Here is a 19,740-nt window from a genome sequence, read left to right on the forward strand (position 1 = left end):
TGAGGAAATGACGTGTCCGAGTACCCCGAACGTGCCAACTTCCGTATTCCGGGAACCGGTGGACCCGTCTCCGGCGCGCCGACAGCGGTTCCGGCCGGGGCATCATTCGTCGCCTCTTACCGAGCGCGGCTGCGCACAGCGGGGAACCTCACCCTTGCGTGGCTCGTTGCGATTTGGGGTGTATTCCTACTCAACCTGTTCAGCGGCGGATATCTCAATTCCTTCGGGATCCGCCCGTTGGATACCGCTTTTCTCCCGGCTATAGCCAGCGCGCCGTTCCTGCACTCGGGATTCGCGCACATCATGGGTAACACGACGGTTGGCTCGGTCGCCGCATTCCTCATCGGTTTATCGGGAAAGCGGACCTTTCTCGGGGTGACGTTCATCTGCATTATCGTGGCTGGTACCGGGACCTGGCTGCTCGGAGGAGCCGGTACGAACCACATCGGTGCCTCCGGAGTGGTGTACGGATGGGTGAGTTACCTGGTGGTTCGTGGTTTCTACAATCGATCACCAGGACAGATCATTGTCGGCACGGTAATGCTGTTCGCTTTTTCCGGCATGATCCACGGCTTCTGGCCGCAGGCAGGACTGTCCTGGCAGGGGCACCTTTTTGGGGCGATCGGAGGCGTCATCGCCGGGGCCACTATCGGATCCATGCCGCGACGAAGCGGAGGTGGTTCATGAAGAAACTGGTGAGTGTGCTCCTGTGTTCCTTCGTTACCGCAGCGTGCACGATTTCAACCGGGGACGGTGAATCGGCGACGGACAACAGCCCATCGGCTACCCGGGAGTCCAATGTTGCATCAGGGTGGGTTTCCTCCGTCCCTTCAGAAACGGGGGTAGATGATCCCGAGTTACGCCGTCTCGCCGACGAGGTTGCCTCCGCCGCGGACTCCGACGGGCAGGTGGGTGTCGTGTTCGCCGACGGTCGGTACGTCGTGGAGTCGGGGGAGATCACCGGTGGACCAGCTTGGTCAACCATCAAGGTTCCAGTGTCCATGGCGGTTCTGTACCACGGGACTGAAACTCTGAGCACCGTGGAACGGGCGATTACCCAGAGTGACAACGCTGCCTTCGACGCTCTGTGGCACTCCCTCGGTGATGGTGTCGAAGCTGCGAAAGCGACCGAGGAGGTTCTGCGGAGCGGTGGAGACGACACCACTATTCTCCCGGACGTCACGAGGGAAGGATTCTCCGCGGCGGGACAAACCGACTGGTCACTGTTACAGCAAGCACGGTTCGCGCAGCAGATGACCTGTATTCCGGGAGCAGGAGCTGTATTGACCGCCATGAACCAGGTCATCGATACCCAGTCCTACGGTCTCGGAACAATCCCGGCTCTCCCGTTCAAGGGGGGATGGGGACCTGATCGGGACGGTGACTATCTCGTCCGGCAGTTTGGGATTCTGCAGACGGCTGACGGTTTCGTCGGCATCGCGCTGGCCGTACGCCCGGAAGACGGCACGTACGGGACCGGGCGGCATATCCTTGACCGGATGGCCGAGCGAATCGCCACCGGCATCGAGAATGGTGTTTTCGATGGGGCGAAAGCGTGCGCTATCGAGCACCTTCCGGAGCAGAAAGGGGAGGGCACTCGATGATCCACGATTACAGTGAACGATCACAGATCAGGACGGAAAATGAGTGACACGCTGAGCAACGGGTCCGTGAGCGGCGAACCCGCGTCGGAACCACACCGTGACAGCACTGAAGATCTCGGGCGCACGCTCCGGTCCCGGAGTGTGACGACGGCGACGATTCTCTTCATTGTTCTCGTACTCGTCGCCGTATTCCTCGCATGGCGGCTGCTCGGTGGTGTGTTCGGAGAATCGGGGAAGGACACGGGTGGTGGCGTGTTAAACGGCGTTCCGACTGTGACACCCCAGGATCGGGCGGAACCGCTGACGATCATGACCCCGGACGGGGAGACGGTGATGACCGACGCCTATGCGGCCAGACTCACCGGCACCGACTACCCCGATGGATTCGACGGTGTCGCCTGGACGGAGGGTGGTGTCGCCCGCGCCTCCTGCGCGCCGGGCACAACCGCGGCGTTCGCAGGGCGTAGTGATGACGGTGATTACGTCACGGTGTGTCTCGAACCGGAATCCGGAGTACTGACCTACAACGGTTTCGTGGGGGGCGGGGAGTATGCCGCACCGGTGGATGTCGCGGCGTCGGATCCTGATGCCCTCTACTTCCGTGTACCCGCCGCGGAATCGTTGATTCACGTGCACTGGGACCGACTTGATGTGACGAAGGGAAGTGAACTCGTCGCATCGACCCCCGTCACGGTCTCCTTCTCTGCGCTCAGGTGAGAACTTCCGGCCCATTGGTGCGGAAAGGTAGATAGGATCGGGGACTGTGAGTGTCCCCGAATCCCCAGCAGATGAGATAGTCCGCGCCGCGACGCCGCCGACGGCTGAATCCCCGATCGGTATCTTCGATTCGGGGGTCGGCGGGCTGACCGTTGCCCGGACGATAGTCGATCAACTTCCCAGGGAGTCGATGATCTACATCGGGGACACCGGAAACGGCCCGTATGGGCCACTGCCGATCCGGCGGGTTCGGGAACATTCGATGGCCGTCGCGGATGAACTGGTACGCCGGGGCTGCAAGATGATCGTCATCGCCTGTAACACCGCGACTTCAGCCTTCCTTCGGGATGCCCGCGAGCGTTACGAAATTCCAGTCATCGGTGTCATTCTTCCTGCTGTACGCCGTGCCGTGGCGACAACCCGAAACGGACGGATTGGGGTCATCGGAACCTCCGGTACTATCAGCTCGGGCGCCTACCAGGAACTCTTCGCGGCGGCGCCGTCGGTGAAGTGTCATGCCACGGCATGTCCCAGTTTTGTGGACTTTGTGGAACGGGGAATCACCTCGGGTAGACAGATTCTCGGGGTGGCACAGGCCTACGTCGAACCGCTTCAGGCCGCGGGGGTTGACACACTGGTCCTCGGTTGCACCCACTATCCGTTGCTCAGCGGGGTCATACAGTTGGCTATGGGGGAACACGTCACTCTGGTGTCCTCAGCGGAGGAAACAGCGAAGGATGTTCTTCGGACATTGAGTGAGATGGATCTTCTGGCCGAATCTGAGACGCCGGAGCGTACCTTCGAGTCCACTGGTGATCCACGGCTGTTCACACAGTTAGCCGGTCGATTCCTCGGGCCGGATGTGACCCAGGTCAGCCATTTGGACAGATTGTAATTCGGCCCGGACACGGGAGTTTTCAGTCCAAGAGATACCCATGAGGGCTCCAGGCGTGGCACAGTGATTCCTATGAAGTTGACCATCCTCGGGTGCACCGGCAGTCTGGGAGCCCCCAAGGGGCCCGCTTCCGGGTACCTTCTCCACGGGGTCCACGGGCCATCGGTAATCATGGACCTGGGCCCCGGAACCCTTGCTGCCCTGCAACGGGTTCAGAATCCGACGAATGCGCACATCGTGTTTTCCCACCTGCATGCGGACCATTGCCTCGATTTCCCCTCGCTCATGGTGTGGCGCCGTTACCATCCGGCATCCGCTGCCCCGGAACGGAATCTCTGCTGTGGTCCCGGTGACCTACCGACGCGGCTCGGAAGACTGTCCTCCGATGTCGAGGGGGAGGTGGATGATATGTCTGATTCCTTCATGTTCGTGCCGTGGAGGCACGGTGAAACCGTGGCTCTCACCGACTACATGGTGACGCCATACTCGGTTGTGCACCCCATCGAGGCATACGGGCTGCGTGTTGAAGAACCTTCGACCGGACGTGTTCTCGCCTACTCCGGTGACACTGCGTGGTGTGACAACCTTGTTGAACTCGCCCGTGATGCCGATGTATTCCTCTGTGAGGCGACGTGGGGTGCGGAACCCGTCGGAAAGCCTGAAGACATGCACATATCCGGACAAGAAGCGGGAAAGGCGGCGCGCCTTGCGGGAGTGCATACCCTCGTCCTCGTGCATATCCCACCGTGGGTTGATGAGAGCGTCACTCTGGAGGCGGCTCGCTCCGAGTTTGACGGTGAGATTCTCATCGGGCATGCGGGTATGCAGATGGATGTGTAGCTAAATGCATCCGTTTGAAAGGTGTGTACTACCCATGTGAAGCCTTCTCCGAGTGTGAATAATCCCTGCCGAGCAGGGTTTCTTTTGCGTCTGGGGTGGTTTTACATACCCCCCTTGGTGAAAAAAGTGTTCATTAGGCAACTGCCGAGCTAGGTTTGTTGGGAATCGTTGTCTATTAACGCTGGAGTTGGACATGCACATGAGGAACCGGGTGCTGGCGATTGCCTTCGCATCCGCATTGCCGCTAGCTGTGATGGTGCCCGCCACTGCCCACGCCGAGGAGTCTGTACCCGAACAAAATATCGAGAGCACTCCAAATAACGCGAACGCGGAATCCCGATCCAATAACCCGGAAAAAGTGTCTGCTGAAGCTGGGGATTCTGGCGAAGAAGACCATAGGCATGATCATGGTCACGGTGGTCATGGTCATGATGGGCATGACCACAGCCATCATGGGACGGATGACGGCGAGCGCCCAGGAGTCACTGATCCTGCCGGGCCAAGCACACCTGAGCAAGGAGCCGGTGGAAAAACACCGGACTTCCCGTTCTTCGGGGGAATCGGTTCCTCTGAAGGGTTGAGTGGGTCCGGCGGTGGGTCCAGTACGGAGAAACCCGGCAAAACCGATGGTCATGGCGGCCATGGTCATGGTCACGACCACAGCGGACATGATCACGGCGGACATGGTGACCACGAGCACGATCACGGGCATGGTCATGACCACAACGGGCATGATCACGGCGGACATGGGCACGATCACGGACATGGTGATCACGGGCATGGTCATGGTCACGACCACAGCGGACATGACCACAGCGGACATGACCACAGTGGGCACGATCACGGCGGACATGGGCACGATCACGGGCACGATCACAGACATGGTGATCACGGGCATGGTCATGGTCACGACCACAGCGGACATGACCACAGCGGACATGACCACAGCGGACATGACCACAGTGGACACGATCACGGACATGGTGACCACGGATATGGTGACCACGGGCATGGTGATCACGGGCATGGTCATGGTCACGACCACAGCGGACATGATCACGGCGGACATGGTGACCACGGGCATGGTGATCACGGGCATGGTCATGCTCACGACCACAGTGGACATGACCACGGGCATGGTGATCACGGGCATGGTCATGCTCACGACCACAGTGGACACGATCACGGACACGATCACGGACATGGTGACCACGGACATGGTGATCACGGGCATGGTCATGGTCACGACCACAGCGGACATGACCACAGCGGGCACGATCACGGCGGACATGGGCACGATCACGGACATGGTGGGAATCATCATGCTGAGCGTCAGTGGAAGGGGCGCGACAGCGTGGATTCCGCAGGAAGTGCTGTGGTTGCGGAGAGCCGGTCGGCATCGGATGCAGAGAATGCAAAGTCGCAGATCCAACAGACGGCCTCCGCCTCGGGTGATTCGTGGTTGAGGTCTGCATCGGTGTGGGTTGCGTCTCTCGTCATTGGTGCTCTGGTGCTTGTTGCGGCTGCGGTGGGGGTTCTGCGGCGTCGACGCTGAGATTGTTACGTTGGTTGGGGATGGCGTGCGCGACGCCCCGGGGTCCGGTTGGTGAGTGGGGTGCATTCTCCGGACTGCCTTCGGGGCGTCGTTTCCGTGGGTGCTCTGCTTTGTGGAGTGGGTCGATGGACGGGGCTTAGGGCGTGATCACGAGCTTCACAGCCTTGTGTTCGGCGGCATTTGCGAAGAGGTCATAGGCCTCGATGAAGTCATCCATCTTGAAGCGGTGGGTGGCCATCTTCTCTGCCGGCAGCTTTCCTGAAGCGACCATGCGCAGAAGGCGGTCGATGGAGTAGCCGTCGATGAGGCCCATGGAGATGTTGATACTGGAGATCCACAGATCCTGGAGTGGGAGTTCGACAGATTTTCCGTGAACGCCGACGTTGGCGACACTGCCGTGGGGGCGGACGATTTTCAGGCAGGTTTCGAATGTCGGTGGGATTCCGACGGCCTCAATGGCGACATCGACGCCGAGCCCGTCATGGGAGAGCGCCTTGATCTGCTCGACCGCGTCGGGATCTCCGGCGTTGATCTTGTCTGTCGCGCCAAATTCGATCGCGGTGTCCATCCGGTTTTCGTCCATGTCGACGATGATGACGCGGCCGGCGCCGGCCAGGCTTGCGGTCATGACGGCAGAGAGGCCGACAGGTCCGGCACCGACGACAGCGATGGTGTCGCCGGGTTTGGTGTTGCCGTTGAGAACACCGACCTCGAAACCAGTGGGGAGTGCGTCTGTGAGGAAGAGGACCTGCTCGTCGGACAGGCCTTGGGGTACTCGGTAGAGGGATGTTTCAGCGAAGGGGACTCGGCAGTACTCGGCCTGGGTTCCGTCGATGAGGTGGCCGAGGATCCAACCGATTCCTCCGACGGACTGGCAGTGTGAGTGATTGCCGACCTTGCAGAAGGTGCACTTGCCGCAGGAGGTGATGGCGGGAATGATGACTCGGTCTCCAACCTTGAGATCGGTCACGGCGGAGCCGACTTCGGTGATGGTGCCGACCGCTTCGTGTCCGAGGATGCGGCCGTCGGTGACTGCGGGAACATCTCCCTTGAGGATGTGGAGATCAGTGCCGCAGATGGTAGTTGCGTCAATCTTGCAGATGACATCAGTTGGGTCCTGGATTGTGGGGTCCGGAACCTCTTCCCAGGATTTCTGACCGGGACCGTGGTAGACGAGGGCCTTCATGATGAACTCTCCTTATTGGGATTGGTTTTCACTTATGTGAAGTTCTGGTGAACTTATGGGCCGAGGTTAGCGCAATTTCCCACCCCGCATCAGGGGATAATTTTATGTTTGCTTTAAAGACCAGCTAGATCAACATTTTTGAATACGCGGGTATCTCGGGGGTGGTCTAATTTTTGTCTGTAGGTGTCGCCGAAACGATTCACAATCGTCTGAGGAGTGTCGGAGTTGATCGTTCTGCGCCTCTCCTGGGTGCCATTCTTCGGAATCCAGGGTGTCTGCTGCCCCGGTTCTGTGTGGATCACACCCGTGTGATGGCGCAGTGCCGGGGGTGTCGCCGGGTATCCTGGCGGACATGACTACTACTTTTATCCGCGCAGATGGTCGTTCACTCGACGAGATGCGCCCCGTGTCCATAACCCGAGGTTTCACCACCAATCCCGCAGGTAGTGTTTTGGTTGAGTTCGGCAACACCCGGGTCATGTGCACGGCGTCCGTTGAGGAGCGGATCCCGCGGTTCAAGGTCGGTTCCGGAGAAGGTTGGCTGACCGCCGAGTATTCGATGCTCCCGGCGGCAACCCATGACCGGATGCCGAGGGAATCGATGCGGGGCAAGGTGAAGGGGCGGACCCATGAGATTTCTCGGCTCGTCGGACGTTCACTGCGTGCCGCCATCGACCTCTCCCAGCTCGGGGAGAACACCATTGCACTGGATTGTGACGTGCTCCAGGCGGACGGTGGCACCCGAACGGCAGCGATCACCGGTGCATACGTCGCACTGGCCGACGCCGTTGCGGCATTGCGTGAGCGTGGTGTCCTGAGTGGGGATCCGTTGCTTCCCCCGGTCGCCGCGGTTTCCGTCGGTATCATCGACGGGCGGGTCTGCCTCGATCTGCCCTATGAAGAGGACTCCCGTGCGGAGGTCGACCTGAACGTCGTCATGACGGAATCGGGTAATTTCGTCGAGGTACAGGGGACTGGCGAGGCCGGTACCTTTTCCCGTGACCAGTTGAATGCGATGTTGGACTCCGCGGAGGTGGGCTGCCGTCAGCTCATTGTCGCGCAGAAGGCCGCGCTCGCAGAACCCCTGAAGGGCTGAGCGCCGGTGCTCCTCCACGTGGCTTCACACAACCCCAAGAAGTTGAAGGAACTCCGTCGCGTCCTGGACACCGCAGGTATTCAGGGGGTCGAACTGGTCTCATCCGAGGATCTGCTTGGATATCCGGAGCCAGTTGAGGATGGGCGGACCTTCGCCGACAATGCTCTCATCAAGGCCCGGGCTGGCGCGGCGGCTACGGGAATCACCACTCTTGCGGATGATTCCGGCCTCACGGTCGAGGAGCTTGGTGGGATGCCCGGTGTACTGTCCGCCCGGTGGTGTGGCAGGCACGGAGATGACGAGGCGAACAATGAGCTGTTGCTCGCGCAGATGGCGGATGTTCCACTGAAGCGACGGCGTGCAGCATTCGTGTCAGTGTGCGCTCTGGTCACTCCCGACGGTGAGGAATGGGTGGAGAAGGGAACCTGGTCGGGTCGGCTCGTCCGGACCCCGGTTGGGGAGAACGGTTTCGGGTATGACCCACTGTTCATCCCGCAGGAGGAGGATGAGCGCGTGGCGGGAACCGAGGAGCGCCCGCGTTCCTCTGCGGAGTTGGAACCCGATGAGAAGGATGCTTTGTCGCACAGGGGCAAGGCCCTCGCCGCGCTTGTCCCCGCACTCGCGGAGCTCGCCCACAGGGCGGAAGCCGACGGTACGGCGGTAGGTGATGATGAGGGACGTGTTATCGCGGTTGATACCGGCGACCAGGAATAGGGGAATGGGGGACACTCCCTGGGGGGTAACTGACGCGGGAAAGTGGCTGAACCTAGAGGTTGAAGGCGGCGTTTACCTCTAGGCGCCGCTTGTGCTCCATCCAGAAGGAGAAGAAAGGGACGGTTCCGGCGAGTGCGGTGGTCAGCCAGCGTAGCGGCGCCCACCGTGCCTTGATGCCGAGGTTCATCGTCGCCATGAGGTAGCACATGTAGAACAGGCCGTGTAGCTGGCCGATGAGGGTCGCCCAGCTCGGCATCTCGACGTGGAAGATGTAGTCGAGGATCATCCGACCGGTGAGGATCAGCAGCCAGATGCCGGTCACCCAGGCTGCGACCACGAAGATCCGGAGGGCGGTCCGGACCCGCTCTTGCCGACTGTTCGGGCGGTTCATACTGGAGGACGGGGAAGTCACGGTAGAGGTCTCTTTCACTCGGAGGTGTCGCGGCGGCGCCGGGGGGTGTTGAGAGTGTTGAACGTCTCGATGTCGATTGAAGGCCGGGGTGGGAGGAAACTCTCGTCGATCTCCGTGATTTCCCCGCGGGCCTTGCGTTCGGCCTTCTCCCGCTCCGCGGGGGCTTGACCCGTTTCCTCGACTTCGCGTTCGTACTGGCCGATCTTTCGGTAGGCGTAGATGAAGAAGATTCCGAATGTGGGCCATTGGAGGGCATATCCGAGGTTCTGGAATGAACCTGAACCGGACTGGAACCGGGTCCACTGCCACCAGGCGAGGAACAGGGTCGACAGTACGGCGATGGCGAGGAGTAGGAGCCGGAAGACACGGACGCGCGGGCGCACCGGTTTTCTGGGCTTATCCATGTCGTTCACATCTGTTGACGATACCTCACGGCGATCTGGACACCGGTACCCGTCGGGATCGGATTCGGAAGGTTCGCCTGTTGCTTGTAGGATGACGAAAGACGTGTGAATACTGCACGTACGCGCCCGTGGCGGAATTGGCAGACGCGCTGGATTTAGGTTCCAGTGTCTTATGACGTGGGAGTTCAAGTCTCCCCGGGCGCACCACGTAAAACCCCTTCCGGTGTTTCTCTTCGGGAGGGGTTTTCGTTTTATCTGGTGTAGATGATGTGTGGGGATGTGCTCATCCGGTGTTCGTGTCACCGTGGGAGAGGGGTCGGGTTCTGCTTGGTTGAGTCGGGTGGTGCGTTGCCCACGGGCCCCATGTAGCATTTTATGCCCCCTTTTGGGGGTGTGTGGTCTGACTATGGTGGGAAAAACGGTTTCTCCCGCTCAACTATGGTTTCGGCGGGATCATCGCGGGGCTGACGTGGCACCACTGTCGACATGATTGCAAAAGATGACGCTTTCCTCATGATTTTGTGGCACATTTGCCTGGGCAAAACTAGCGGCTCCCGGGCCGCCCACTAACATGCAAACAGGAGAGTTTCTACGTGACTGAGCACCAGCACACCTTCGGTACCGACCGTCTCATCGACAACCTGGGGCGGCAGAGCTACGCACTGAGTTTCTCCGGTCAGGGGTTTGATTGGTTGAGCACGCTGCGGGCGGCACTCGCTACCGGTGCTGGCTCTAATATCGCCATGATCGTGGAACAAGCCGGGGAATTATTGGCACCGGTGTCCGACGCGCTCGTCGGCACCAGGCCCCATGGTTTCGCCCCGGTTACGTGGGCGAACACCGAGGAGGCTCCGACCTTTGACACAGCGCAGGCCGCTGTTAGTGTGCCGGGGATCTTCACCGCGCAGCTCGCGGTCTTGGATGCCCTCGAATCTCAGGGCCTCGACATCGAGGGCGCCACGGCGGTCATCGGGCATTCCCAGGGGGTGCTCGGTGTCCATCTGCTGAAGGATGTTTCGCGCGCGGCAGAGCTCGTTGCCGTCGCAGAGCTCATCGGCGCCTCGATGACCCGGACGGGTCGGATGACCGGGCTCATTCAGCAGGGGAACGCCTATCCGATGCTGCTGATTCAGGGTGTCACCCGGGAGCAGCTCACCAAGGCGATCGCCGCGACGTGTGGCGACGTCGATGAACAACTCCGCCCGGTCATCGGCCTGCGCAATGGTGTTGACGCCTTCGTGGTCGTCGGTAGGCCGGCAGACGTCACTGCGGTGCAGGAACTGCTGCAGAAGTACGCCGCCCGCGACGCGAAGGCGATCGAGAACAAGGAACGTGGCGGCAAGCCGTTCGCGCCCATCTTCATGGATCTGAAGGTGCAGACAGGGTTCCACCACCCGGCTTTCGTGTCGGGCGTGGAGCAGGTCGTCGAATGGGCCTCCGCCTGCGGCATCGACACCGGTCTTGCCCGTGAGGTCGCCGCCGATGTCATGGTCAACCCCGTCGACTGGGTTGCCGAGGTCACCGATGCGGCTGATGCAGGAGCCCGCTGGATCTTCGAGGTCGGGCCCGATGGAGGTGTCGCCGGGCTCACCCGGCAGATAGTCACTGGCCGTGGTGTCGGTGTCCTAGCCGTCCATGATGAGGCGGGACAGTCGCGACTGTTCGATCCGGGTCTACCGATGGAACCCCCGGCGGACTTCAGTGAGTTCGCCCCGCGCGTCGCCCGTGACGCGGACGGCAAGGACATCCTGGTCACCCGTTTCACCGAGCTCACCGGCTACTCGCCCATGCTGCTCGCCGGTATGACTCCCACGACCGTGGACCCCGAGATCGTCGCGGCGGCGGCGAACGCCGGGAACTGGGCGGAGATGGCCGGCGGTGGGCAGGTCACGCCGGCGATCCTTGAAGCGAACATCGCGAAGCTCACCAACCTACTTGAACCGGGTGTCAACGCCCAGTTCAACTCCATGTTCCTCGATCCGTACCTGTGGAAGATGCAGATCGGTGGCAAGCGCCTGGTGCAGCGTGCCCGGGCCAATGGCGCCCCCATCAATGGCGTCGTCATCACGGCGGGTATGCCCGACCATGACGAGGCTGTCGAGCTCGTCCACGAACTGCGCGAGGCGAACATCCCCTGGGTGTGCTTCAAGCCCGGCGCGGTCAAGCACATCCGCAAGTGCCTCGACGTCGCGGCCGCCGTCCCGGATGTCCCCGTCATCATCCAGGTGGAGGGTGGTAAGGCCGGGGGGCACCATTCCTGGGAGGATCTCGACGATCTGCTGATCGCCACTTACGGTGACATTCGCCGCCACCCGAACGTGGTGCTCTGCGTCGGCGGTGGCATCGGTACGCCGGAGCGCGCGGCCGACTACATCACGGGCGACTGGGCCACTGTGCACGGCCTGCCCGCCATGCCTGTCGACGGCATTCTCGTCGGTACCGCCGCGATGGCGACGAAAGAGGCGAAGACCTCCGAGTCCGTCAAGCAGCTTCTCGTCGACACCGCGGGTATCGACGACTGGGTCGGTGCCGGGCATGCCGCAGGCGGGATGGCCTCCGGCCGCAGTCAGCTCGGCGCGGACATCCACGAGATTGATAACTCCGCTGCGAAGGCGGGGCGCCTCCTTGACGAGGTCGCCGGTGACGCCGAGGCGGTCGCCGCCCGCCGTGATGAGATCATCGACGCCATCGGACGCACCTGCAAGCCCTACTTCGGTGACCTCACCGGCATGACCTACCGCACCTGGCTGCAGCGCTATCTTGAGCTGTCCGGCCCGTACCAGGGGCGGTGGACCGACATCACCTGGTTCACCCGCTTCGAGCAGATGCTCGGCCGCGCCGAGGCGCGCCTCACCGACACCGATCACGGCACCTTCACGCCCATCGTTGAACTCGACGAGAACGACGCACCGCAACGCGCCGTCGAGAAGCTCGTCGAGGCGTACCCGTCAGCCGCGACCGAGCTGCTGCACCCGGCGGACGTCGTCTGGTTCCTCGGGCTGTGCCGCACCCCGGGTAAACCCGTCAACTTCGTGCCCGTCATCGATGAGAACGTGCGCCGTTGGTGGCGTTCCGACTCCCTGTGGCAGGCACAGGATGAGCGTTACGACGCTGACCAGGTGTGCATCATCCCCGGTCCGGCGGCTGTCGCGGGCATCACCCGCATGAACGAGCCCGTCGCAGACCTGCTCGCACGCTTCAACGCCGCCACCATCGAACGCGTCGGGGACACCGCAACTGAGGCCCCCGCCACCGTAGACACCGCCCCCGTGCCGCGTGTTCTCGCCGCCTCGGGCACCTACTGGGCCGGTCGCCACGCCGCGTCCCTCATCGCCCGACTCGGTGCTCCGGACACCTGGGAACTCGCGGCCGACGGCCGCTCCGCCACGCATACCGCGACCGGAGCCACCCTCACCGAGCAGGACGACACCCACGCGGTGCTCACCGTCCCGCTCGCGGGGTCCACCGCCGCTGGCACCACCACGGACCTCACCATCCGCTTCACCCTGCCCGCCGACGCGGTGCCCGGTTCCGTTCCGCAGGTCACCCAGGCCGACGCCGAGGAGGCGATGGGTGAACTCACCCGCGTTGCAGCCGGTGGCACCCTCGCCGAACTCGATGGACACACCGCGCACTGGTCCACCACCCTCGACCTCGGCCACATGGCCGACTACCAGGGCGTGACCACCGGCTACCTGCCTGACACCCTCACCCCGGCAGGCACCGCCCCCGACGTCCTCGTCGGCCGCGCCTGGCCCGCCGTGTTCGCCGCCGTGCGTTCCGCCGTCATCCCAGGTACCGACTCAGCCTCCGTCGTCGAGGGCATGCTGTCCCTGGTACATCTCGAGCACCACCTCAAACTCGACCGCGAACTACCCGCCCCCACCGCCGACAAGACCGTCCAGCTCGACGTCACCGCCACCGCCGACGAGGTCACCGACACCGATATCGGGCGCGTCGTCGTCGTCCGCGCCCGGATCACCGCCGACGGCGAACCCCTCGGCACCCTGTCCGAGCGCTTCGCCATCCGCGGCCGCAACGGCAAGGCAACCGCGAACACCAACACCTCGGTTCTGCCCAGCGTTGTCGACACCCCGCGCTCCTTCCGCGCGATCGCCACCGTCGCCGCCCCGAAGGACCTCCGGCCCTTCGCCGTCGTCTCCGGCGACCGCAACCCCATTCACGTCTCACCGACCGCTGCGGGACTCGCCGGCCTGCCCGGCGTCATTGTTCACGGCATGTGGACTTCCGCCATCGGCGAACTCATCGCCGCCGCCGGTTTTTCCGACGACAGCACCACCACCGTGCCGGGCCGCGTCGTCGAGTACACCGCCACGATGCTCGCCCCGGTCCTGCCCGGCTCCACGATCGAGTTCACCGTCGAACGCACCGGCATCGACAACCGACCGGGCTGCGGCGAGGTCCGCAGCGTCACCGCCACCGTTGGCGGAAACCCCGTCCTCGTGGCCACCGCCGTCATGGCGGCCCCGAAGACCTTCTACGCATTCCCCGGCCAGGGCATCCAGTCCCAGGGCATGGGGATGGATGCCTACCTGTCCTCCGCCGCGGCGAAGGCGGTCTGGGACCGCGCGGATGCCCACACCCGCACCAGGTTGGGTTTCTCCGTCCTGGAGATCGTGCGCAACAACCCCACCGAGGTCGTCGTCGACGGGGAACGCTTCCACCACCCGGACGGTGTTCTCTTCCTCACCCAGTTCACCCAGGTCGCCATGGCCACCCTCGGCGTCGCCCAGGTCGCCGAGATGCGGGAGGCCAACGCCCTGAACCAGCGGGCCTTCTTCGCCGGGCACTCCGTCGGTGAATACAACGCGCTCGCCGCCTACGCCCGGGCGCTGACCCTGGAATCCGTTGTCGAGATCGTCTACCGGCGTGGACTCACCATGCACCGTCTCGTCGACCGCGACGAGAACGGTAACTCCAACTACGCGCTCGCGGCACTGCGTCCCAACAAGATGGGGCTCACCGCCGACAACGTCGGCGAGTTCGTTGCCCGCATCGCCGAGGAATCGGGCGAGTTCCTCGAGATCGTCAACTACAACCTCGCGGGCCTGCAGTACGCCGTCGCAGGCACCGTCACCGGCCTGAAGGCCCTCGGTGCCGCTGCGGAGCAGGCCGCGCCGGGCCAGCGCGCGTTCATCCTCATCCCGGGTATCGACGTGCCCTTCCACTCCTCCGTCCTGCGCGATGGAGTCGGTGACTTCCGCGATCACCTCAACTCCCTGCTGCCGCAGGAACTAGATCTCGATGTACTCGTCGGCCGCTACATCCCGAACCTGGTGGCACGCCCGTTCGAGCTGACCCGTGACTTCGTCGAATCCATGACCGAGGTCGTCGACTCGCCGCTTCTGACCGAGATCCTCACCGACTTCGATGCTGCGGCCGCGAACGAGCAGAAACTCGCCCGCACCATCCTCGTCGAGCTGCTCGCCTGGCAGTTCGCCTCCCCGGTCCGGTGGATCGAGACCCAGGACCTCGTCCTGCGCGACACCGCCCACGGCGGTCTCGGCGTGGAGCGCTTCGTCGAGGTCGGTGTGGGTTCTGCCCCGACCATCGCGAACATGATGGGCCAGTCACTGCGCCTCCCGCAGTACGCCCACTGTGACATCGAGGTGCTCAACATCGAGCGCGACCGCAGTGTCGTGTTCGCTACCGACGAGATCGTCCGCGAGGTTGCCGACGAAGAAACTCCGGACAATGGTGCCACCGCAGGACCGGATGCACCCGAGTCCGCAGCGGTGCCCGCCGCCGTGGAACCGGCCGCACCCGTCGCCCCGGCAGGTGGCCCCCGCCCCGACGACCTCGCCTACGGCCCAGAGGACGCCACCGCACTACTCATCGCCCTGTGGACGAAGGTTCGTCCCGAGCAGATGGGCGTCACCGACTCCATCGAAACCCTCGTCGACGGCGTATCCTCCCGCCGGAACCAGCTCCTGCTCGATCTCGGCGTCGAGTTCGGGCTCGGCGCCATCGACGGCGCCGCTGACGCGGAGATCGCCGACCTGAAGAACACCGTCTCCCGCATGGCCAAGGGCTACACCGCCTTCGGCCCCGTGCTGTCCGACGCGATCACCGATGCCTTGCGCCGCATCACCGGACCCACCGGTAAACGCCCCGGCTATGTCGCGGAGCGCGTCACCGGAACCTGGCAGCTCGGCCAGGGCTGGGTCGACCACGTCACCGCCGCCGTGGTCACCGGCTCCCGCGAGGGAGCCTCCCTGCGCGGTGGTGAGCTGGCAACCCTGAGTCCCGCAGCCCCGTCGAACGCCGGTGAACTCGACGCCCTTATCGACGCCGCCATCCAGCAGGTCGCCGCCGCCCACGGCATCTCCGTGGGTCTGCCGACAGCCGGTGGCGCCGGTGGTGGGGTCGTCGACTCCGCCGCGCTCGGCGAGTTCGCGGAGCAGGTAACCGGCAAGGCCGGCGTCCTCGCCGCGACCGCCCGCACCATCCTCGCGCAGCTCGGGCTCAACCACACCCCGCGCACCGCGAACCTCTCCGCCGCCGAAGCGGACCAGAGCTTCTTCGAGCTCGTCAGTAAGGAACTCGGCTCAGACTGGCCGCGTCTCGTCTCGGAGACCTTCGAGGCTGAGCGCACCGTGCTCATTGATGACCGGTGGGCCTCCGCCCGCGAGGACATCATCCGCGTCGCCGCCGGGGAGCTTGACGCCGAAAAACTCGATGTCACAGGGACCGGCAGCGCCGTCGCCGACCTCGCCACGCACCTCGCCACCAGGGCCGACGAGGCGACCGCCGCCACGCTGCGCCGCCTCGCGGACCAGGCACGCGACACCCGCCCCGGCGAGTACACCGATGATGTTGCCGTGGTCACCGGTGGATCACCGAACTCCATCGCCGCCGCGATCATCGCCAAGCTGCTAGCCGGTGGAGCGACCGTCGTCGCCACCACGTCCTCGCTCAACCACGACCGCCTCGAGTTCTACAAGCGCCTCTACCGCGACAATGCCCGTGGCGGTGCCGCCCTGTGGATCGTGCCCGCGAACCTCACCTCCTACGCCGACCTCGAATCCGTGATCGAGTGGATCAGTTCCGAGCAGACCGCCACCGTCAACGGCGAGAAGAAGGTCACCAAGAAGGCACTCGTTCCGACGCTGCTGTTCCCCTTCGCCGCACCGCGCGTCATGGGCAGTCTCGACGACGCGGGCCCCCGCGCCGAGAACGAGATGCGCCTGCTTCTCTGGTCCGTCGAAAGGCTCATCTCCGGACTGTCCGCCATCGGCACCGACATCCAGGTCGGCCGCCGCATGCACATCGTCCTGCCGGGTTCCCCGAACCGGGGCCGCTTCGGTGGCGACGGCGCCTACGGCGAATCCAAGGCAGCACTCGACGCCTTGGTCACCCGCTGGAACGCCGAACCCGTGTGGGGCGAACGCACCTCCCTCGTTCACGCCCTGATCGGCTGGGTCCGGGGCACCGGACTGATGGGTGGCAACGACCCCCTCGTCGACGCCGTTGAAGCAGCCGGTGTGCGCACCTACTCCACCGAGGAGATCGCCACCGAACTGCTCACCCAGATCACCACCGACGTGCGCACCACCGCCGCCAAGTCACCCGTCACCGTCGACTTCACCGGCGGACTCGGTGAAGCAGACCTGGATCTGGCCGAACTCGGACGCACCGCCGCCCGCGACGCCGCCGCAGCCGACGCTGAGAAGACGGACGTCGACACACGCGAACTCACCGCCCTGCCCACCCCGTACCGCCGTGTGCAGCAGACCACCCCGGACTTCACCGGGCAGGTCACCGCGCACCTCGACGACATGGTCGTCATCGTCGGTACCGGCGAGCTCGGCCCCTACGGCTCCGCGCGCACGCGTTTCGACGCCGAGGTCAGCGGCGACCTCACCGCCGCCGGAGTCATCGAACTCGCCTGGTCCATGGGACTAATCACCTGGGACGCCGACCCCACCCCAGGCTGGTACGACGCCGAGGGCACCGAAATCGCCGAAGAGGACATCTACGACCGCTTTCACGACGAGGTCCTGGCACGCGTCGGTGTGCGCCGCTACCACGACGACTTCGACATGGTGGACAACCTCGCCCCCGAGCTGACCACCGTCTACCTCGACCAGGACATGACCTTCAGCGTCTCCGACGCCGACGCCGCCCGCAGCTTCGTCGACTCCGAACCGGACAACACCAGCGCCTGGCTCGACGAGGAGACCGGCGAGTGGAACGTCACCCGCCACGCCGGGTCCGCCGTCCGCGTCCCGCGCCGCATGGCCATGACCCGCTTCGTCGGCGGCCAGATCCCCGAAGGCTTCGACCCGACGGTGTGGGGTATCCCCGCCGACATGGCCGACAACCTCGACCGCGTCGCACTCTGGAACATCGTCTGCACCGTCGACGCGTTCCTGTCCTCCGGATTCACCCCGGCCGAACTCATGCGCGCCGTGCACCCCGCCCGCGTGTCCTCAACCCAGGGCACCGGCATGGGCGGCGTCGAATCCATGCGCTCCCTCTACATCGACCGCCTGCTCGCCGAGCCCCGCGCCAACGACATCCTCCAAGAGGCTCTGCCCAACGTCATCGCCGCGCACGTCATGCAGAGCTACGTCGGCGGCTACGGCCAGATGATCCACCCAGTCGCCGCCTGCGCCACCGCCGCAGTGTCCGTCGAAGAAGGCGTGGACAAGATCAAGCTCGGCAAGGCCGACGTCGTCGTCGCCGGTGGCTTCGACGATCTCTCCGTCGAGGGCATCACCGGCTTCGGCGACATGGCGGCCACCGCCGACTCCGCCGAGATGGCCGGAAAGGGGATCGAGGAGAAGTACTTCTCCCGCGCCAACGACCGACGCCGCGGCGGATTCGTCTCCTCCGCGGGCGGCGGAACGCTGCTGCTCGCCCGAGCGAGCGTCGCCGCCGAACTCGGGCTGCCCGTGCACGGTGTGATCGCCTTCGCCGAATCCTTCGCAGACGGTGCGCACACCTCCATCCCGGCGCCGGGCCTCGGCGCCCTGTCCGCGGCCCGCGGAGGCATCAACTCCCGACTGTCCAAGGCCCTCGAATCGGTCGGGGTCACCGCCGACGAGATCGCCGTCATCTCCAAGCACGACACCTCCACCACCGCGAACGACCCCAACGAGTCCGACCTGCACGAGCGGATCGCCGCATCCATCGGCCGCGCCGACGGAAATCCCCTCTACGTCATCTCCCAGAAGTCGCTCACCGGCCACGCCAAGGGCGGAGCCGCGGCCTTCCAGATGATCGGGCTCACCCAGGTCCTCCGCAGCGGTGTCCTGCCCGCCAACCGGGCCCTCGACTGCGTTGACCCGGTCCTGGCGAAGCACAATCACCTCGTGTGGCTGCGCAGCCCCCTGAACCTGGCCGCCCGCCCCCCGAAGGCCGGACTGGTCACCTCCCTCGGATTCGGCCACGTCTCCGCCCTGGTCGCCATCGTCCACCCGGGCGCCTTCGTCGAGGCGCTGCGCACCGCACAAGGTGACGATGCCGTCGCATCCTGTATCGCCCGTTCCACCGCCCGCGAAGAAGCCGGCCTGCGCCGCATCCTAAGCGGAATCTACGGCGGCCCCGCCCTGTTCACCCGCCCCACCGACCGCAACCTCGGAGCCACCGGCGCAGCGGCCAAGGAACGCGAAGCGAGCGTCCTACTGGACGATGATGCCCGACTCGTCGACGGCGTCCTGCGCACCGGGACCGAGATTTAACGGTGCCGCGCGCCTGACCAAAAAGACAGCCGCCGCCCCACCCGTTCACACAGGTGGGGCGGCGGCTGTGTGTTCCATCATCCTGCGGTGCGGACCTCCGAAAGTAGACTGGCCCCATGCCCGCGCCCCTCATCCCTGCCACCGGCATCGACCTCGTTCACATCCCCGGCTTCGCCGAACAACTGGGCACCCCGGGCAGCACCTTCGCAGACGTCTTCACCACCACGGAGAAACGTATCGCAGGCCGCAAACCCGCCCACCTGCGCGCCGAACACCTCGCCGGGCGCTGGGCCGCCAAAGAAGCATTCATCAAAGCCTGGTCCACCGCGCTCTACGGACAGTCGCCCGTCATCCACCCCGAGAAAGTGAACTGGCAGGAGATCGAGGTCCGACCCGACAGGTGGGGAAGGGTTACGCTCGCGCTCCACGGAGAGGTGGCCCGGACTGTGAACCTCAGCTTGGGTGATGTACGGGTGAGCCTGTCCATAAGCCACGACGCGGATTACGCCACGGCAGTGTGTTGGGTTGGATAGATAGGGGGAAGGGAATACTACCCCCATAGTGGAGTGAAAACGCGGAGAACGCTGTTCAAATCTATGCGTGTCATCTA

Annotated in this window: 14 protein-coding genes and 1 tRNA gene; 10 read left to right on the plus strand and 5 right to left on the minus strand. The window is 64.1% G+C overall.

Annotation, left to right across the window (positions count from 1 at the left end):
• Positions 1-12: 12 nt before the first annotated feature.
• From QWU43_RS00195 to QWU43_RS00215, 5 genes are all read left to right on the plus strand, one after another.
• Complete coding sequence (locus QWU43_RS00195; protein WP_370916840.1) at positions 13-687, plus strand: rhomboid family intramembrane serine protease; 675 nt, start codon at positions 13-15, stop codon at positions 685-687.
• A complete protein-coding gene (locus QWU43_RS00200; RefSeq protein ID WP_370916841.1) occupies positions 684-1,604 on the plus strand; it encodes a hypothetical protein in 921 nt (306 codons plus the stop codon). The genes QWU43_RS00195 and QWU43_RS00200 overlap by 4 nt, the downstream gene beginning before the upstream one ends.
• A gap of 39 nt (positions 1,605-1,643) precedes the next feature.
• The gene (locus QWU43_RS00205) at positions 1,644-2,321 is read left to right on the plus strand and encodes a hypothetical protein (RefSeq protein WP_370915621.1); all 678 of its coding nucleotides are present in this window, start codon (positions 1,644-1,646) and stop codon (positions 2,319-2,321) included.
• 76 nt (positions 2,322-2,397) lie between these two features.
• A complete protein-coding gene (gene murI / locus QWU43_RS00210) occupies positions 2,398-3,216 on the plus strand; it encodes a glutamate racemase (RefSeq protein WP_370915730.1) in 819 nt (272 codons plus the stop codon).
• Between the two features lie 72 nt (positions 3,217-3,288).
• Positions 3,289-4,056 carry an MBL fold metallo-hydrolase gene (locus QWU43_RS00215; RefSeq protein ID WP_370915622.1) on the plus strand — a complete coding sequence of 256 codons (768 nt, stop codon included), beginning with the start codon at positions 3,289-3,291 and terminating at the stop codon, positions 4,054-4,056.
• Positions 4,057-4,300: 244 nt separating this feature from the next.
• On the opposite strand, the gene QWU43_RS00220 is transcribed toward QWU43_RS00215, so the two are convergent.
• The 3 genes from QWU43_RS00220 to QWU43_RS00230 all read right to left on the minus strand — a co-directional run bounded on the left by QWU43_RS00220 (position 4,301) and on the right by QWU43_RS00230 (position 6,797).
• Positions 4,301-5,380 carry a hypothetical protein gene (locus QWU43_RS00220; protein WP_370916842.1) on the minus strand — a complete coding sequence of 360 codons (1,080 nt, stop codon included), beginning with the start codon at positions 5,378-5,380 and terminating at the stop codon, positions 4,301-4,303.
• A gap of 8 nt (positions 5,381-5,388) precedes the next feature.
• On the minus strand, positions 5,389-5,556 hold the full coding sequence (locus QWU43_RS00225; RefSeq protein ID WP_370916843.1) for a hypothetical protein: 168 nt from the start codon (positions 5,554-5,556) through the stop codon (positions 5,389-5,391).
• Positions 5,557-5,747: 191 nt separating this feature from the next.
• A complete protein-coding gene (locus QWU43_RS00230) occupies positions 5,748-6,797 on the minus strand; it encodes a zinc-dependent alcohol dehydrogenase family protein (protein WP_370915626.1) in 1,050 nt (349 codons plus the stop codon).
• Positions 6,798-7,149: 352 nt separating this feature from the next.
• Between QWU43_RS00230 and rph the strand changes: the two genes are divergently transcribed.
• Positions 7,150-7,893, plus strand: coding sequence for a ribonuclease PH (gene rph, locus QWU43_RS00235; protein ID WP_370915627.1), 744 nt, complete (start codon positions 7,150-7,152; stop codon positions 7,891-7,893).
• Positions 7,894-7,899: 6 nt separating this feature from the next.
• Complete coding sequence (locus QWU43_RS00240) at positions 7,900-8,607, plus strand: non-canonical purine NTP pyrophosphatase (RefSeq protein ID WP_370916844.1); 708 nt, start codon at positions 7,900-7,902, stop codon at positions 8,605-8,607.
• A gap of 52 nt (positions 8,608-8,659) precedes the next feature.
• Here the strand turns inward: QWU43_RS00240 and QWU43_RS00245 are convergent, their stop codons facing one another.
• Both QWU43_RS00245 and QWU43_RS00250 read right to left on the minus strand, forming a co-directional pair.
• A complete protein-coding gene (locus QWU43_RS00245; RefSeq protein WP_370915629.1) occupies positions 8,660-8,998 on the minus strand; it encodes a DUF3817 domain-containing protein in 339 nt (112 codons plus the stop codon).
• A 35-nt stretch (positions 8,999-9,033) separates the two neighbouring features.
• Positions 9,034-9,423 carry a hypothetical protein gene (locus QWU43_RS00250; RefSeq protein WP_370915630.1) on the minus strand — a complete coding sequence of 130 codons (390 nt, stop codon included), beginning with the start codon at positions 9,421-9,423 and terminating at the stop codon, positions 9,034-9,036.
• Between the two features lie 122 nt (positions 9,424-9,545).
• On the opposite strand from QWU43_RS00250, the gene QWU43_RS00255 reads away from it, so the two are divergent.
• The 3 genes from QWU43_RS00255 (at position 9,546) to QWU43_RS00265 (ending at position 19,663) form a co-directional block, all read left to right on the plus strand.
• Positions 9,546-9,630: transfer RNA gene (locus tag QWU43_RS00255), tRNA-Leu, on the plus strand.
• 386 nt (positions 9,631-10,016) lie between these two features.
• Positions 10,017-19,130 (plus strand): fatty acid synthase subunit beta domain-containing protein, encoded by a 9,114-nt coding sequence (locus QWU43_RS00260; RefSeq protein ID WP_370916845.1) that lies wholly within the window; start codon positions 10,017-10,019, stop codon positions 19,128-19,130.
• 131 nt (positions 19,131-19,261) lie between these two features.
• Positions 19,262-19,663, plus strand: a complete 402-nt coding sequence (locus QWU43_RS00265) for a holo-ACP synthase (protein WP_370917185.1) — start codon at positions 19,262-19,264, stop codon at positions 19,661-19,663.
• Positions 19,664-19,740: the final 77 nt, after the last annotated feature.

Source organism: Corynebacterium sp. CCM 9204 (assembly GCF_041357695.1).
Lineage (GTDB): Bacteria > Actinomycetota > Actinomycetes > Mycobacteriales > Mycobacteriaceae > Corynebacterium.